We start from the raw sequence: 17,541 nt of genomic DNA, 5'->3' as shown, positions 1-17,541 counted from the left end.
ACCAATGAAATGAATACCTGATTCTTTTAAGGTTGCTGTACGTCTATTCGTATCTTTAAAGAATGTATTTCCTCCATCGATAAGGATATCCCCTTTTTGAAGATGAGGAACTAGGGACTGGATCACCGTATCTGTTGTTTCCCCAGCCTTAACCATTAATAAAATTTTTCGTGGAACTTCGAGCGAATCGACCAGATCTTCAATACTGTAGCTTCCGTGAATGTTTTTATCCCTTGCTTCTTTGTTGGAGAATTCATCTGTTCGATCTGTCCAATAATCATAGACAGCTACCGAAAAGCCTTTACTTTCGATGTTTAGCGCTAGGTTCATCCCCATCACACCTAAACCAATAACGCCCATTTGCTGTTTAATCATATTCTAATCTCATTCCTTCGTATAAGTTATTTGAGTTTATCTATACGACTTTCCAAATCTCGTTTTTCTGCTTCAAAACCAGACTTGCCAAGTAACGCAAACATATTCTGTTTATAAGCTTCTACCCCTGGTTGGTCAAATGGATTTACTCCGAGTAAAGTTCCACTTATAGCGCAAGCCTTTTCGAAGAAATATACCATTTCACCAAAGGTAAATTCATTGAGTTCGTCTAACTCAATGAGCAAATTTGGAACACCTCCATCAATGTGAGCGAGGGCAGTTCCTAGGGCGGCTTTCTTATTCACCTCATCCATTGTTTTTCCAGTTAGGAAATTCAAACCGTCAATATTGTCGATATCATCTTGAATAGTTCGTTCGATTTGGGGCTTTTTTATCTGCAGGACTGTTTCAATGAAAAGACGACGCCCTTCTTGTATATACTGGCCCATCGAATGTAAATCTGTTGTAAAATTAACTGATGCAGGAAAGAGTCCTTTTTCATCCTTACCTTCACTTTCTCCAAAAAGCTGCTTCCACCATTCGGCTACAAAATGCAGGCCAGGTTCATAGTTTACAAGTAATTCAATAGATTTCCCTTTATTATAGAAAATATTTCTTACAGCTGCATACTGGTAACTTTCATTCGTTGCCAGAACGGGATCATTGTATTTTAAGTACGCGTCTTTTGCTCCTTCCATCATTTTGTCAATATCGAGACCGGCTACTGCGATTGGAAGTAAGCCAACAGGCGTCAGAACAGAGTACCGCCCACCTATGTTATCCGGAATAACAAATGATTCGTAACCTTCTTCGTACGCCAGGTTCCGAAGGGCACCTTTGGTCTGATCAGTGGTCACATAAATTCGTTTCCTTGCTTCTTCTTTGCCATACTTATTTTCCATGTACGCACGGAGAATACGGAATGCTAAAGCGGGTTCTGTTGTTGTACCTGATTTGGAAATAACATTAATAGAAACGTCTTTCCCTTCCAATACTTCAAGTAAATGCTCGATGTAGGTAGAGCTGATATTTTGTCCAGCAAAGTATACTTCGGTATTACCTTTTACTTGGTTATGAAACGTATGTGATAAAGCCTCAATTGCTGCTTTAGACCCCAGATAAGATCCGCCAATACCAATAACAACAAGCACGTCTGACTGTTGTTGAATTCGCTTAGCTGCTATTTTTACTCTTTTAAACTCTTCTTTATCATAGGTAACTGGCCAATCGACCCATCCTAAGAAATCAGAACCCGGTCCTGTTTGTTGATGGATTTGGTTATGGGCTTGTTTTACAAATGCGCTTAGATTTTCAAGTTCACTATTTTTCATGAACGATAAAACATTGCTGTAATTAAATGAAATAGTCATTTTTTTATATCTCCTTTGAATTTTTACTTTTAATTACCACCAATTAAATTGATTGGACAGCAATAGCTGATTTGCAGCTTCTGGCCCTGAAGAGCCAGCAGGGTAAGGATGTAAAGGCAACATATCCTCCTGAAATGCCTCCAAAATCGGTTGGATCCACTTCCATGATAATTCTACTTCTTTCCAATGTGCAAAGAATGCTGTATTACCGAGCATTGCATCAAATAGAAGTAGTTCATATGCTTCTGGATGGTCATCAGAGTTGTTCGAGAAGTTAATGTAAACAGGATCAAAACGGTTACTAGAAGGATCTTTCATATTCAGTTTTAATGATACACTTTCGTTCGGACTAATTTCGAGCATCAATAAATTCGGACTCATCCCTTCAGTCGGAAGAGCATCTGATTCTTTTAACTTGTCCTTAAACTCAAAGACAATCCGTGAAGACTTCTTTTCCATCCGTTTCCCCGTTCGTATATAAAACGGAACGCCACTCCAATACGTATTATCAATATATAAACGTGCAGCGAAAAAAGTATCGTTCATTGAGGAGGTATTAACCCCAGGCTCCTCTTTATAGCCAGCAACAGGCATATCAAGAACCACTCCAGATTCGTACTGACCACGAACAACATCCACATAGACCTCTTCTTTAAGAATTGGTCGAAAAGATTCTATGATATCTATTTTCTTAACTCCATTATCTTTGGTCGTTACTTCTCCGGGAAGGTGCAGTGCCGTCATCATCACTAACTGAAGAAGGTGGTTCTGAACCATATCACGAATCGCTCCAGCTTGATCATAATAATCGGCTCGTGTTTCTACCCCAACCGTTTCACTTGCTGTTATTTGAACATTAGCAATTTGCTTATGATCTAATAACGATTCCAAAACCGGGTTGGCTAGTACTAAGGTTTCAAGATTTTGGACCATAGGTTTTCCAAGATAGTGATCGATTCTATAAATTTCTTTTTCGCAGAATGCTTTGCTCAATGTATCATTCAATTGCTGTGCCGATTTCAGGTCACTTCCAAACGGTTTTTCAACAATAATACGCTTCCAGCCTTGTGTTTGGCTTATACCACTTGCATAAAGATTTGACGTAATAACATCAACCAACCTAGGTGCGACAGACAAATAGAAAAGTCGATTTTCTGGTATACCTAACTCGTTTTCTCTATTTTTGATGAGTTCGAACAAATTTAGATAGGATCCACGGTCTGTTGCATTAAATGAAAAGTAGCGAAACTTAGTTACAAAATCTTGCAAACCTGAAGTTTGAACAGCTCTTCTGGAATATAACCGGAGTGCTTTTTCAACTTTAGATTGAAAAGTTTCGTTTGAACAATAGTATCTACCTAAACCAACTATTGAGATAGAATCTGGCACTTTTCCATCGAGAAATAAATTATATAAAGCAGGAAATAACTTTCGTTGAGCTAAATCTCCCGTTGCTCCAAATAAAACTAAAGTCATGTCTTGCATGATCCATTCGTCTTGGGAATCCGTTAAACAATGTTTAACATCAAATCCTTCCAAGGAATTTTTGGTATCCATATTCGAAACCCCCTACTTTTACAATCAGTATTCCGTTCAAGCTATAAATGATAATCGTAACAGTTCTCACTATACTAACTGCGGTCAATTAATGTAAGTACGCACTTTATTATCATATAGTGACTAAAAGTATACTGTGGCTCGTTATTCTGAATAGAAATAATAATAAGTGTGCTAATAAAACCGTTGCATTATATAGAAGATAGTAATTTCAAAAGACTATGATTTCACTTTTATAAAGAAAACTTAACTTTTTTGTAAACAAGATATCGACTAAGCGGCAGTAATGAAATGATGAAATCAATTTATTATCTTGTAACACCCATTACTTTAAAGGATATTCACAGTATACTATTTGTCTGTATGTGTTTTTAAAGTGCGTACTTCACAATTTCAACTTTAAGATATACACTAAGTTTGTACTGAAAAAAAGAATAAAAGGAGAATGAAAAAATGAAATTACAATTAGCATTAGATCTTGTTAACATTCCAGAGGCCATTGAAATTATTAAAGAAGTAGAGGGGCATATCGATATTGTTGAAATCGGAACACCCGTCATCAACAAAGAAGGTCTTAAAGCTGTAACAGAAATTAAAGCAGCATTCCCTAACCTAGAAGTTCTTGCAGATGTTAAAATCATGGATGCAGCGGGTTATGAGGTATCTCAAGCTTCTGCAGCAGGTGCTGACATAATTACTATTCTTGCGCAAGCTGAAGATTCATCCATCAAAGGTGCTGTTGAAGAAGCGAAAAAACAGGGTAAACAAATATTGATAGATATGATTGCTGTAAAAGACATCAAAAAACGTGCAGCAGAGCTTGATAAGCTTGGTGCTGATTACATCTGTGTTCACACAGGCTATGATCTACAAGCGGAAGGTAAGGATTCATTAGAAGACCTACGCACAATCAAAAGCGTTGTGAAGAATGCTAAAACAGCAATTGCAGGTGGGATTAAGCTTGAAACTTTGGCTGAAGTGATTAAAGCACAACCAGATCTAATCATTGTTGGTGGTGGAATAACGAGTAAAGACGACAAAAAAGCTGAAGCTGCACAAATTCAAGAGTTAATCAAAGAAGGCGTGATGGTGTAACATGAACACCACAGGTTACGCAGATGAAATTTTGGCCGAGCTTAAGCGAACCATTAATCTAATTGATAGTGAAGAAGCCGAAAAATTAGTAGAAGGAATTTCACGTGCGAAAAAAGTGTTTGTAGCAGGTGGGGGACGTTCTGGCTTCATGGCTAAGGCATTTGTAATGCGCATGATGCACGTAGGTCTTGATTCGTATATTGTAGGCGAAACGGTAACGCCGAATCTAGAACCGGATGATATTTTCATTGTCGGTTCTGGATCCGGAGAGACCCAAAGTTTGGCCGCTATGACTCAAAAAGCGAAGAGTATAGGTGCAACAGTAGTAGCTGTTACAATTAATCCTGATTCTACAATTGGTAAGTTGGCAGATATTAAAATTGAAATACCTGCCCAAGCAAAAGGTGAAGGCAACAGTGGGAAGTCAATACAACCGATGGGCTCACTGTTCGAGCAATCACTTCTCCTATTTTATGATGCAGTTATCTTGAAATTTATGGATAAAAAAGGATTGAATTCTGAAGTGATGTATGGACGACATGCTAATTTAGAATGAAATTCCTTTCATAATTGCAAATATTTCAGGCTTATCAGCACGCAATAAAAGGAAATATTTGGTTTAATGTGTGAAAACTCATGTGAGCTAATCGTACAACCAAATCTGCGATGGTTTAAAGAATAAACAAAAGAACTGATTTTCCTTATAGAAAAGGAAATCAGTTTCTTTTGTTCATTCATACTATTAATGTATTTTTTAGTGCATCTATCGTGCAACCAAAGTAGCTTTACTAGACAGCTTGCTAAACAACGTGCGAGGATAGCTTTATAGCTAGAAACAAAAAGTAAGAGCAAGTTGTTATAATGAAAAAGTATGATGTAACAGAAACCATTTATGAAGATTGGCTGTTTACTAAAAAACTGAAAAACAAACAAAAGTGAATTGGCTATAGAACGGCTTCCAAAGTATAAAACAAGGTTTGCAACTGACATCATTATAATAGAAGGAATTTGTTTAAAGAGAATTGAGCAAAGGAAATAATCTATGGTTGCTGCACCCCTAAAGTTAACAAGTGCAGATGGTTAACCTGCAAGAGTATTGTTATTTGAAGGGCTAAGATAAGCGCTGTTTCTCAATTCATTATAAAACGAATTTAAAGGAGAGATTCTTTGTATAAAATGATTGCCATCGACCTGGATGGTACGTTACTCACAGACAATTTATTGATTTCATCAAACACAGTCAAGGCGATTCAAAAAGCGGTAGAAATAGGAACGATTGTAACGATTGCTACCGGTCGCATGTTCCCTTCGGCAAAACAGTTTGCGCAGCAGTTAGGCATAAATGTACCGCTTATTACTTATCAGGGGGCAATTATTAAGGATGTCAATGAGAAAGAAGTGATGTATGAGCGCCTTATTCCACCTGATATTGCACAAAAGTTAGTTGACATTGCTCGCAAGAAAAAAATACACTTACAAGTGTATCAAGACGATATTCTCTATGGAGAGTCAGAAAATGACAAACTTATTTCATATGCTGAAGAAGTTATGGTCCCGTATACGATAGAACCGGATCTTGGCAAGATTGCCAGACATGGATTTACGAAAGCACTCTTTATTGCAGAACCTGATTGCCTTGAAATCTTACAAGGTGAATTGAGAACATTGTTCGGAGAGCGGGCTCATATCGCGAAATCAAAAGAAACCTATCTTGAGGTTACACACCCTGAAGCAAACAAAGGGAGTGCACTGCTTCATCTAGCGAAAAAACTTGGAATTGACCGTTCGGAAATCATCGGAATAGGAGACAACCACAATGATTTCGAACTGATTACGACTGCAGGTTTAGGTATTGCAATGGGCAATGCGGTTAAGGAATTAAAAGATAGCGCGGATTACATCTCACTTACCAACAATGAAGAGGGAGTACTACATGCTATAGAAAAGTTCATTTTAGAGCCTATGAGCGTGATTATCGAAAAGGAAGTAGTTAAAGGTTAAGATTTTAATATAGCCTGTATATATGTGAATTCAAAGTACGTACTTTATTCATTTATAGTGGTGAAAAGTATACTATTAGAGAGAATGGAGGTGGAGTAAACGCCGAGTTTAGGGGAGAAAGCGTTTAATTGTGAAAAAGAATTGACGCTTGCTATTATTGGTGGCAAGTGGAAAATGCTTGTGTTATGGCATCTTGGCAAGGAAGGAACCAAACGCTTCGGTGAATTAAAGACCCTTATACCTGGTATCACTCAACGAATGCTTGTAAATCAATTGCGCGAACTTGAAGACCATTTGATTGTCCATCGCGAAGTATATCCTGTTGTTCCTCCAAAAGTTGAGTATTCGCTTACTGAACATGGAAGAAGTCTTATGCCAATTCTGGAAACTATGTATGAATGGGGTAAAGATTATATGGAGAATGTCTTGGTGGAGCCAGCTGACGACCTATAAACAGGTGCGTCAGTTTTTTTGCATGGAGTACGGGGGGCTCGTGCAAATCACTCATACAATACTCCATCTTTCTACATATAGTATATAAGTACTTATGATTTTGAAAGGGTGGCAATAACAATGGATTACTACAAAAGAAAATACCCCGGAAAGAAGAAACAGCCAAATATTCTTTTCTTAATGGTTGATCAGGAACGCTATCCGTCCGTCTATGAAACCAAGGAATTGAAGGAATGGCGAAAAGAAAATTTAATTGCACAAGAACTATTGCGGAAGAATGGTATGGAGTTTTTCAATCATTATGTCGGGAGTACCGCCTGCTCACCAAGTAGGGCTACATTATATACAGGGCAGTATCCTTCGCTTCACGGAGTTACTCAAACGCCAGGGGCTGCTAAACAATCATTTGACCCTGATGTATTTTGGCTTGATCCAAACACTGTTCCAACAATGGGGGATTACTTTCGAACTGCAGGGTATGATACCTTTTGGAAAGGGAAATGGCATGCATCAGACGAGGATATCTTAATCCCCGGTACGCATAATGCATTACCTAGCTATAATCCAGTTACAGGTGTTCCTAATACAGAGAAAGAAACATTATATGAAAAAGCGAACCGTCTCGAATCTTTTGGATATTCCGATTGGATTGGTCCAGAACCTCACGGGGCGAATCCGCGAAATTCCGGTTCATCTGCGGGTATAGGCACAAGTGGTCGAGACGAAGTGTATGCGGCTGAAACTGTAGAACTTATCAACTCATTAAATGAAATTTCAAAGTGCAAAAATGACGTGACGCCTTGGTTTATTAAGTGCTCCTTCATAAATCCTCATGATATTGCATTGTATGGTGTGTTTTCCGCGATTTCCCCGAATTTTAATTTCGAAGTTGATCCAACTCTCCCATACATTCCACCAGCTCCAACGGTAGGGGAGTCATTGCTAACTAAACCATCTGCTCAGGAAAGCTACCGTGTTACGTATCCAAAAGCATTGCAACCGATAATCGACAATAATTTTTATCGTCAATTGTATTACAGCTTACAAAAAAAAGCCGATGATGAAATGCTTAAGGTCCTACTGGCACTTCAAAACTCAAGTTTCTATGACAACACAATCATTGTATTCACATCTGATCACGGTGAACAGTTGGGAGCGCATGGCGGCCTCTATCAAAAATGGTATAACATGTACGAAGAATCGATTCATGTTCCATTGATCATTCATAGCCCATCTCTATTCAAGGGAGTTAAATGCACGGATATGCTAACAAGCCATGTCGACGTACTACCAACATTGTTGGGATTAGCGGGAATAAATGCTGACTTAATCCGCGGAAAGCTATCAAAAAATCACACAGAAGCGCTTCCATTAGTCGGACGAAATTTGACGCCATTATTTTACGGGCATGAAAAGTTTTTCGGTGCAAATGAACCAATCTATTTTATGACGGATGACGATGTCTTCAAAGGTTTGCATCAAACGAATCCCATCACGGGTAAACCGTATAAAACAGTAGTTGAACCGAATGACATCGAGGCGGTGATTGCCACGCTTGAAACCGGAAAAGATAAGAGTGAAGAGGTATGGAAATTCGCCCGTTATTTTGACAACCCGAAATTTTGGACGAATCCAGGCTCTAGTGATACAGTCGTAATCGAACAGGATGGTTGCTATGTTCCGGTGACAAAAACAGAACCAGTTCCGGAGCAATTTGAGCTTTACAACCTCACCCAGGATCCATTAGAAAAAACAAACCTGGCTGATCCTGCATTTGCAACAATTGAATCGACCATTATCCAACGCATCTTAACAGAGATACTTGAAGAACAATGCCGACAAAAAAGACTGATACCAACGAGTGGGAAAGTACCTGGTATGCCAAGTTGTAGTAGTGAATAAAAATCTACTACCATAAACCATGAAATATATAGTCGGTGCTTAACAAATAGAATGTACTTCCAATACCGCTTTGTCGCTTAGTGATGGCCTCACACTTATCGCTCCTTCGCTAGATTTGTTCGTTATACTGGTGAGTTATACCGCCTAGTTAATTCTAAATAAGTAGAGCCGAATATGTAGATACGTCTAGCCTATTTTCATGTCAGTAAACGTGTTCTTACGGAAGTAGGAAGATGCACAAATAATGTTGGAGGAATAAGAGGTATCGTAATTTCACACAAAAAGAGTGACCCCGAAGGGTCACTCTTTTTGTGCTGTCATAGCTGCTCGGAGGAGAAGAAAGGAAGTTTCAAATCCTATGGCACCAGTTATCCGAGATTTTATAGATTGTTTATCGTTAACGATTGAACGTTGCAATTTAAGAGAGTTGATTGTTTGGCTTTCAGGTTTGAGGGCTAAGCTTTGAGCTTTTCAACTATTTCCTGAAATTAAGTTTTTTGTGTAGCAGGAGTTTGTCCCAGACCCTGCAAACGGGGAAAATTTCTTCTTTTTCGCTAGAACAGCAAGTTTCAAAAGTATTTTATTATTCCACAGAAATCATCGTACGTGCATTGATTTCGCTAAGGGCTACATCGACTTCATCTTCGAAAGACTCGATATCTAGTGCCATTTTTGTTGCAATTTCTTTTACGCCGATAGGGTCAATCATTTTCGTTTCTTCAGATTCCCAAAACAATTTTTTGTAGCCTTCTACAGCGGTTAAGTCCGTTTTGCCATCTTTAGATATCATGTTATTTAGTTGCGTGTCTAGTCTATCTTGAGCCAACTCATTATTTTGTTCTACTCGTACTTGAGATTGACCAAAATCTCCGTTCATTTTGTGTAGGAGTGTCTTTTCTATTTCAATAAAGTTTTTACGCTCAATTGCGTCAGCAACCGTCATTTTTACATCAGAGACCTCTACCAATGTTGTCGCGTTAGATTCTACAATCGACTTTTTGATTTGTTTTCTACGATTAATTAGATCTTTTATGGAATGTAGGCTTTCTTTTGCTTCATTTTCAAACTCATTAATAGTTTTGAAGCCACGAATATTTTCTTTTGGTTTTTTTGACGCCGCAAAAGTGGTTTCGTTAATTTTCTTTAAAATGCGTGCATCCAATGTCTTTAATTCCCGTAAAGCTTTTGTAATGGAGATTTCCATCTATGCATCACTCCTAGTGGGCATTTTAGTGTAACTAGAAGTCTACAGTATATTCCAGTATTATACAAGTAACTCCCTTATTTTTAACACAAGCTAGTATCGTTTAATGATGTCATATTTGAACGTTTTTCCGTTTTTCGATTCGGGCAAATGCCCTAAAACTAATCAAAGTTGCTAAATATGAAAACACACTTCCGGTAAAAAGTGGGATAATTCCCGGTAAGACTATAGCACTCATGTAGATGAATCCCGCTGAAGCGCCTATAGCAATGACTTCAATGGGAGATGTAATCGCGATTAAGAAGGACTGTTTGATGTACTGAAAGAATGTTAAATTGAAATGCGCATAAACAGGGAAGAAAAACAATAACGTAAGGATGCTTGAGATGAGCACGAAAATTAATACGGGAAATAAAAATTGGAATTCACCGCTATTCATCTGTAAGAAATAGAAATCGAAATAAAAGAAATAGGCGACGATTAAAAAAACAAGTCCAAAGCCGCCACATTATGAAGCGGATCGATACCGGCTTCTACTGCGTTATATACAAGCGGGCGTTTAGGATGCGATGAACCTTCATACAATGTTGCCGAACGGGAAATCGGATTTAAATAATTTCGGTGCAATATCGACGGACAATCTTGGAATGAATTACGACTGGCCAGAAGGTAGTTATCAAAGACGTGAGGAGATTTTTCAAGATCATCTCAATTATGATCAGGGGATGTTGTACTATTTAGCGAATGATTTACGTGTACCAGTAGCTATACGTGAGGAAGTAGCTGCCTGGGGTTTACCGAAAGATGAATTTGAACAAACGGGGAACTGGCCTCATCAGTTGTATATCCGTGAAGGGAGAAGAATGATTTCTGATTATGTCATGACTGATCATAATTGTCTAAAGCAGAGATTTGTTGATGATCCAATCGGTTTGGCATCATTCCATATGGATTCACATAATTGTCGACGTGTCGTGATTGATGGCAGATGTGTGAATGAGGGAGATGTACAGGTACCAATTGCTCCTTATGAGATTTCGTATCGTTCCATTCGTCCAAAGTCTGAAGAATGTACAAATTTACTTGTACCCGTTTGTTTATCAAGTTCGCATATTGCTTATGGTTCGATACGAATGGAGCCGATATTTATGATTCTAGGACAGACAGCAGGAACAGCGGCAGCCCTTGCCTTTAAACATGAAATAGCTGTCCAAGATGTAGATTATAAAGAATTAAAACAGGAACTTTTAAAGGCGGGTCAAGTTGTCGAATGGGGTGACGATATGGTGGATGATCCGATTAAGCGAATGGAAGAAACGTTCGGAAAGTAATAACCATTGTAGTAGTGGAGGGGTTTAGATGAAAATCATTGCTTGGAAGCGCGATAGATTAAAAGAACTAGTAGAGTTATGGAATAAAGAATTAGCCGTTGATTTTCCGATGCGTGAAGAGTTGTTTATACAGAATAGTTTCGATGACGTGAACATAAGCTATGGCAGTTCATATATCGCAGTAGATGATCAGGACCATGTGATTGGATTTGTAGTCGCTAAACGATGGCAAGAAGAAATAGATGTGAAAATGGATCCTAAAAGGGGCTGGATCCAAGTGCTATTAGTAGACAGTGCCCACCGTGGAAAAGGTATTGGTACAACGCTACTAGAACGTGCAGAAGCAGATTTAAAGGGAAATGGTGTTGAGGAGATGCAATTGGGTGGCGACCCTTTTCACTATTTCTCAGGTATACCAGATCATTATACGGATGCACAAAAGTGGGCAGAAAAACATGGCTACAATAAAAGAGTAGACACATATGATTTGATTAATCACCTGGATAAAAAATATGACTTACCTGTTGATCATTCAGTTGCATTTTCAATACTTAAAAAGAAGGAAGAAGCAGACTTAATTTCATTTCTAGAAAGATGTTTTCCAGGAAGATGGGTCTATGAAACGATGAAATACTTTGAAATGAATGGGAATGGGCGAGAATTTGTCATCGTCAAAAAGAAGGGCCAAATCATAGGGTTTTGCAGAATAAATGATAGGCACTCGCCATTCATTGCACAAAATGTTTATTGGAGCCCCCTTTTTGAACAAGAAGTCGGTGGGATTGGTCCACTAGGAATTGATGCAAATGAACAAAAGCAAGGGTACGGATTAGCGATTGTACAAGCAGCAATGGTTTATTTACAACAACGAAGTATTGAAACGATCATTATTGATTGGACAATTTTAGTGGACTTTTATAAAAAACTAGACTTTAATCCATGGAAAACATATGGTGTTTATTTAAAGGATTTAAAGTGAGGATTTCGAAGCAGGTACAGGGAGTAATGGAGGACCACCAATCATACTGAGAGCGACCAAAGCCTTATCGGTGCACGTTTTACAGTGACGAAGGTAAAAATGAAGTGAGATATTTTTAAGTTTTCCCTTTTTTAGTTGCGGTGACATTGTCGCAGTCTCTACATGAATAATAAAAGTGTTATACAAACAATATATATAGTTTGAATTTAAAACGTATGGTAATATATGTATTGTTTGTAGTTAGACATAGAAAAGAAGGCGTAATAATGACAGCAACTGCAATTGCAAAAGGCCCAGTCAAAAAACTGAATTTATTTCACCTAACATGGCCAATTTTTTTAGAAGTTTTTCTTTTTATGTTGATGGGTATTGCAGATACATTCATGTTGAGTGCGTTGTCAGATGATGCCGTGTCAGGTGTAGGAGCGGCAAATCAATACGTTCATATTGCTATTCTCATCCTTGAAGTCGTCGGCAATGGGGCAGCGATTGTTGTATCACAATATCTTGGTTCGAAAAGATATCTCGAAGCATCCAAAATTTCAGCATTAGCGGTTACATTAAATTTAATTGTCGGCCTTCTTATGAGTGTTATTTTCGTTATATTTTCAAAAAATATGATGATCGCTATGAATTTACAGGGTGATGTACTGGACCATGCTTCAAAATATTTAATCATTGTAGGCGGAGCGATATTCTTACAAGCTATTATTAATTCGTTGTCAGCGATTATTCGTGTGCATGGCTTTACAAAACAAACGATGTTTGTTTCATTAGGTATGAATATTGTTCACGTAGTCGGCAACTATGCGTTGATCTTTGGGAAGTTCGGTTTTCCAGAGTTAGGGGTACAAGGTGCAGCAATTTCTTCAGTTGTCAGTCGTTTACTTGCAATGATTGTCTTCTTTTGGATACTTTATCGAGTTATGGAATATCGCGTGGAGTTCCGCTATTATATTACACTGTCAAAAGAATATATCAGAAAAATATTACAGATGGGCATACCATCTGCCCTTGAGCAAGTGATGTATCAAGGATGTCAAATTGTATTTTTGTATTATGTGACGTATTTAGGAACGGAATCATTAGCAGCAAGGCAATATGCTGTAAACATATCAATGTTTACATATTTATTCGCTATTGCGATTGGTATGGGGACGGCGATCATTGTTGGCCGTTTTGTTGGTGGAAATGAACAAGACGAAGCATATACGAGTGTTTGGACAAGTGTTAAATGGGCATTTCTATTTACGTTATGTATGGTGATGTTGGTTATCATATTCCGCTATCCATTAATGGGGTTGTTTACGGATAACACTGACATCATTGAAATAGGGGCATCCGTTTTACTTCTAAGTATTTTACTCGAAACCGGACGAACTTTGAACATTGTCATTATCTCCTCCTTGCGTGCAGCTGGAGATGCAAAATATCCGGTCATCATTGGTTCTTTTTCAATGGTAGCCATGAGTTTGCCATTAGGCTATTTTTTAGTGTTCGAATTAAATCTCGGTCTCGTCGGCGTATGGCTAGCGATTACTGTAGATGAATGGACACGTGCTATTATTATGTATTTCCGATGGAAGAGTAGGAAATGGGAAAGATACGCTCTGGTGTCGCCGAAAAAGAATCGTCAGTGATGGTAACGCGAATACAAATAACTCAAAAAAAACCAGTAACTCAGGCGAATTCAATCGGCTGGGTTGCTGGTTTTTAACACAATTAAACTAATCACAAAATCTTTTCTAAAAAGTCTTGTGCACGTTTACTTTTTGGTGAAGAAAAGAACTCGGCAGGGGGCGCGTCTTCAACTAATTGTCCATCGTCCAAAAACAACACGCGATCTGCGACTTCTCTGGCAAATCCCATTTCATGGGTTACGATCGCCATCGTCATACCTGTAAGCGCTAACGATTTAATAACTTCTAGTACTTCCTTAACCATTTCAGGGTCAAGGGCAGAAGTTGGTTCATCGAAAAGCATCATTTCAGGCGACATTGCCAACGCTCTTGCAATGGCCACACGCTGTTTTTGTCCGCCCGATAAACGAACTGGATGCTCACCTTCTTTTTCGGAAAGTCCCACTTTTTTTAGCAACTCACGTCCATGTAATTCAGCGTCTTTCTTGGAAGTCCCTTTTACCATTATCGGCGCATAGGTAATATTCTCAAGAACCGTCATATGAGGAAAGAGATTAAATTGTTGAAATACCATCCCAACTTGCTCTCTCACCTTCATAATATTGACTTTTGGGTTTGTTACTTCAGCTTCATTCACCCATATATGTCCACTTGTTGGTGTTTCAAGTAGATTGATGCAACGCAGAAATGTTGATTTCCCAGAACCAGAAGGTCCGATAATCGCAATGATTTCACCTTTTTGAATAGTGGTTGAAATCCCTTTTAACACTTCAACTTTGCCGTAACTTTTACGAAGATCTTGGATTTTAATCACTACGCCTCATCCTCCTTTCAACCGCTTTACCAATCAGTGTTAATACAATTACCATCAGATAATAGATAACACCTGCGAAGATTAGGGATTCAAAATAGCGATATGTATTACCGCCCACGATATATGCTCTCCTCATAATATCCGTTACGCCAATGACAGTAACAATCGCCGATTCCTTTGTTAAGGTAATAAATTCATTCATCAACGCAGGCAAAATATTTTTCAAAGCCTGGGGCAAAACTATGTCCTTCATCATTTTCTTATAGGGGATACCAAGAGCCATTGAAGCTTCTAGCTGTCCTTTATCTACAGCTAAAATACCAGCTCTAATAATTTCTGAGATATATGCACCCGAATTAAAACCAAATGCCAAGACAGCTGCGGTATACGCTGTGACTTTAATATCGAATAATTGCGGGGTACCGTAGTAAATTAACAGCAATTGGAGAATTAAAGGAGTTCCACGGAAAATGGATGTATAGATATCGGCAAACCATTTCAATCCTTTAAATCGTCCGATTTTACATAGTGCTAACAAAATTCCGATAGTAAAACCAATAAGTGCTGCAACGCCAACAATTTTAAGGGTGACCCCGATTCCTTGTAAAATATAAGGAATCGAGGAGACGATTTGGGTAAAGTCTAAATTCATGGTTCTACATCCTCTCTCTCGAATGAATTAGTTGCTGAACCATTTCAAAACTAATTTCTCTACTTCACCATTATCTTGTAATTCTTTGAGAACACGGTCAAATTCAGCTGTCAATGCACTGCCTTTTTGGAAAGCCATTGATAAACCTAATTTATGCTCTTCAGGAAGTTCAAAACTTGCTAAATCTTTATTCGACTCGATATAGCCATTTGCCACTACATCTGCAATGACGATTGCATCAAGATGTCCCGATTTAATTTCTTGGAAAAGATCCGGAACGCGGTCTCGGCTTTCAACAGAGTAACCATATTGTTCTTCAAGTGATTTCGCACCTTTTTCTTGAACAGATGCCGTTTGAGCACCAACTTTTTTGCCTTTAAGATCTTCTGCGCTATTAATATTGCTATCTTTCATTGTAATAACTAGATTTGTAGCTGTAAAATAAGCAGCCGAAAAATCAATTACTTTTTTACGTTCTTCATTGTTGCCGTCCATTCCTGCAACGACCAAATCAATGCTTTTTGCCTGTAGTGCGGGAATTAAACCGTTGAAATCCATGTCTTCAATTTCTAAAGTGTAACCTAGTTCTTTGGCAACCATTTTTGCCAAATCAATATCAAAACCGATGATTTCATCACTTACTGCTGTATCAACATATTCGAATGGGGGGTAATCCGCAGACGTTCCCATTTTAAGTATCTTCGTATCCGCTGTATCTGCTGTACCTGTTTTCTCACCAGTTGCTTCGTCCTTCGTTCCACATGCAACTAGTACACTCATCACTAGAACGAGTAGAAGTGCAATCCCTGACCACTTTTTCATAATAAATCACTCCATTTCTAATTTGTTTTATTTTCAAATTCTGTTAAAGCTTCATCCAATACAGTCAATCCATCATCAATCTGCTCTTTTGTAATCGTTAACGGAGGAATCATCCGGATAACTTCACCAGAGTTGCCGCATAAGTAGAACAGCACACCTTTGTGAAGGCAACTATCAAGGATGGCCATTACTGCTTCGCCGTCAGGTTCACCCGTTTCGGGATTGCCAAGCTCGATACCAATCATCAAACCAACACCTCTAACGTCTTTAATTACTGGATGGTGTAGTTTCATTTCAAGTAAGCGCTCCATTGCATAGGCGCCCATTTCAGTTGCGTTTTCCAATAGCTTTTCTTCTTTCATCACTTCGAGGGAAGCGAGGGCAGCAGAGCAAGCAATAGGGTTACCACCAAATGTGGTGCCGTGTGTACCGAGAGGCCATTGGTCCATTAGTTCTTTCGAAGCGACTGTAGCGCTAAGCGGAAGACCTGCAGCAATCCCTTTGGCAATCGCCATGATATCCGGTTTGACATCGAATGTCTGTGCAGCGAACCAATTGCCCGTGCGACCGAATCCTGTTTGTACTTCATCGAAAATAAGGAGAATGCCATGGCGGTCGCAAATTTCACGCACCTTTTTCAGCCAAGGTTTTGGTGGGATGATGTATCCACCTTCACCTAGAACTGGTTCGATAATCATACAAGCTACTTCTTCCGGATCTACTTGGTGGTTGAATAGTTTTTTTACGTCTTGCTCAAGTTTTTCAGGGAAGAAGACGTCTGGATCTGCTCCTTCAGGAAGGTACTCAGGAAGTGCGTATGGCAACTGATAGGAAAGCCAAGTGGGCTGCAAATGTTTCCGATATTTACTCTTCGATGTTGTCACACTTAGTGCGCCCATTGAACGACCGTGGAAACAGCCAGTGAAAGAAACGATATAAGGTCTTCGTGACGTATATTTAGCAAGTTTTAATGCACCTTCAATTGCTTCAGTGCCGCTATTCGCAAAAAAGAAGTTATCCAGTTTTGGCGGTAAAATCGTTTGTAATTCAGCAGCCAATCTTAAAATAGATTCGTAGATGATAACACCTGATGGGCCATGAATCAGGTGGTCTGCACTGTCTTTGATTGCCTGGACGACTTTAGGGTGCCGATGTCCTACGTTCTCGACAGCAATGCCAGAAGTGAAATCCAGGTACCGCTTGCCATCAGCGCCGTAATAATAACATCCTTCTGCTTTTACCACTGGTAAGTTCGGATGATCTTTTGCCATACTCGGTGCGAGAAAATTTCCAATGTTGTCGACCATATGAAGCCAGTCTTGTTGTTCTTCTACTTTTTGCTGCAC

Annotated in this window: 16 protein-coding genes; 8 read left to right on the top strand and 8 right to left on the bottom strand. The window is 38.8% G+C overall.

All coding sequences use genetic code 11. The features are described from left to right. The 3 genes from H2672_RS08510 to zwf form a co-directional block, all read right to left on the bottom strand. The coding region (locus tag H2672_RS08510; protein ID WP_186670880.1) for an NAD(P)-binding domain-containing protein at positions 1-375 on the bottom strand (375 nt) is incomplete at its 3' end. A 26-nt stretch (positions 376-401) separates the two neighbouring features. Beyond that, positions 402-1,745: a glucose-6-phosphate isomerase gene (locus H2672_RS08505; RefSeq protein WP_186670879.1), complete on the bottom strand. Its 1,344-nt coding sequence runs from the start codon at positions 1,743-1,745 to the stop codon at positions 402-404. Positions 1,746-1,778: 33 nt separating this feature from the next. After that, a complete protein-coding gene (gene zwf, locus H2672_RS08500; protein ID WP_186670895.1) occupies positions 1,779-3,230 on the bottom strand; it encodes a glucose-6-phosphate dehydrogenase in 1,452 nt (483 codons plus the stop codon). 525 nt (positions 3,231-3,755) lie between these two features. Between zwf and hxlA the strand changes: the two genes are divergently transcribed. From hxlA to H2672_RS08475, 5 genes are all read left to right on the top strand, one after another. Continuing rightward, positions 3,756-4,397, top strand: coding sequence for a 3-hexulose-6-phosphate synthase (gene hxlA / locus H2672_RS08495; protein ID WP_186670878.1), 642 nt, complete (start codon positions 3,756-3,758; stop codon positions 4,395-4,397). A 1-nt stretch (position 4,398) separates the two neighbouring features. Then, positions 4,399-4,953, top strand: coding sequence for a 6-phospho-3-hexuloisomerase (gene hxlB / locus H2672_RS08490; RefSeq protein WP_186670877.1), 555 nt, complete (start codon positions 4,399-4,401; stop codon positions 4,951-4,953). 620 nt (positions 4,954-5,573) lie between these two features. Beyond that, positions 5,574-6,398: a Cof-type HAD-IIB family hydrolase gene (locus tag H2672_RS08485; RefSeq protein ID WP_255485613.1), complete on the top strand. Its 825-nt coding sequence runs from the start codon at positions 5,574-5,576 to the stop codon at positions 6,396-6,398. Between the two features lie 141 nt (positions 6,399-6,539). Continuing rightward, complete coding sequence (locus H2672_RS08480; protein ID WP_186670875.1) at positions 6,540-6,851, top strand: winged helix-turn-helix transcriptional regulator; 312 nt, start codon at positions 6,540-6,542, stop codon at positions 6,849-6,851. Positions 6,852-6,971: 120 nt separating this feature from the next. Then, positions 6,972-8,753 carry a sulfatase family protein gene (locus H2672_RS08475; RefSeq protein WP_186670874.1) on the top strand — a complete coding sequence of 594 codons (1,782 nt, stop codon included), beginning with the start codon at positions 6,972-6,974 and terminating at the stop codon, positions 8,751-8,753. Positions 8,754-9,336: 583 nt separating this feature from the next. Here the strand turns inward: H2672_RS08475 and H2672_RS08470 are convergent. Further along, positions 9,337-9,957, bottom strand: coding sequence for a hypothetical protein (locus H2672_RS08470; protein WP_186670873.1), 621 nt, complete (start codon positions 9,955-9,957; stop codon positions 9,337-9,339). 569 nt (positions 9,958-10,526) lie between these two features. On the opposite strand from H2672_RS08470, the gene H2672_RS08465 reads away from it, so the two are divergent. The 3 genes from H2672_RS08465 to H2672_RS08455 all read left to right on the top strand — a co-directional run bounded on the left by H2672_RS08465 (position 10,527) and on the right by H2672_RS08455 (position 13,907). Next, a complete protein-coding gene (locus H2672_RS08465) occupies positions 10,527-11,288 on the top strand; it encodes an FAD-dependent oxidoreductase (RefSeq protein ID WP_186670872.1) in 762 nt (253 codons plus the stop codon). A gap of 28 nt (positions 11,289-11,316) precedes the next feature. Beyond that, a complete protein-coding gene (locus H2672_RS08460) occupies positions 11,317-12,267 on the top strand; it encodes a GNAT family N-acetyltransferase (protein WP_186670871.1) in 951 nt (316 codons plus the stop codon). A gap of 266 nt (positions 12,268-12,533) precedes the next feature. Next, entirely contained in the window at positions 12,534-13,907 is a 1,374-nt protein-coding gene (locus H2672_RS08455) for an MATE family efflux transporter (RefSeq protein WP_255485607.1), read from the top strand. 91 nt (positions 13,908-13,998) lie between these two features. On the opposite strand, the gene H2672_RS08450 is transcribed toward H2672_RS08455, so the two are convergent. Genes H2672_RS08450 through H2672_RS08435 form a run of 4 tightly spaced genes read right to left on the bottom strand, consistent with a single transcriptional unit; the run spans position 13,999 to position 17,541 of the window. Then, positions 13,999-14,721 (bottom strand): ATP-binding cassette domain-containing protein, encoded by a 723-nt coding sequence (locus H2672_RS08450; protein ID WP_186670869.1) that lies wholly within the window; start codon positions 14,719-14,721, stop codon positions 13,999-14,001. Further along, positions 14,714-15,373 (bottom strand): amino acid ABC transporter permease, encoded by a 660-nt coding sequence (locus H2672_RS08445; protein WP_186670868.1) that lies wholly within the window; start codon positions 15,371-15,373, stop codon positions 14,714-14,716. The genes H2672_RS08450 and H2672_RS08445 overlap by 8 nt, the downstream gene beginning before the upstream one ends. Positions 15,374-15,400: 27 nt before the next feature. After that, entirely contained in the window at positions 15,401-16,195 is a 795-nt protein-coding gene (locus tag H2672_RS08440) for a transporter substrate-binding domain-containing protein (protein WP_186670867.1), read from the bottom strand. Between the two features lie 17 nt (positions 16,196-16,212). Then, a complete protein-coding gene (locus H2672_RS08435) occupies positions 16,213-17,541 on the bottom strand; it encodes an aspartate aminotransferase family protein (RefSeq protein WP_370569620.1) in 1,329 nt (442 codons plus the stop codon).

It is taken from the genome of Sporosarcina sp. BP05 (genome assembly GCF_014282005.1).
Taxonomy (GTDB): Bacteria; Bacillota; Bacilli; order Bacillales_A; family Planococcaceae; genus Sporosarcina.
Note: the sequence above shows the minus strand (reverse complement) of the source record. Positions and strands in the feature narration are given on the sequence as shown.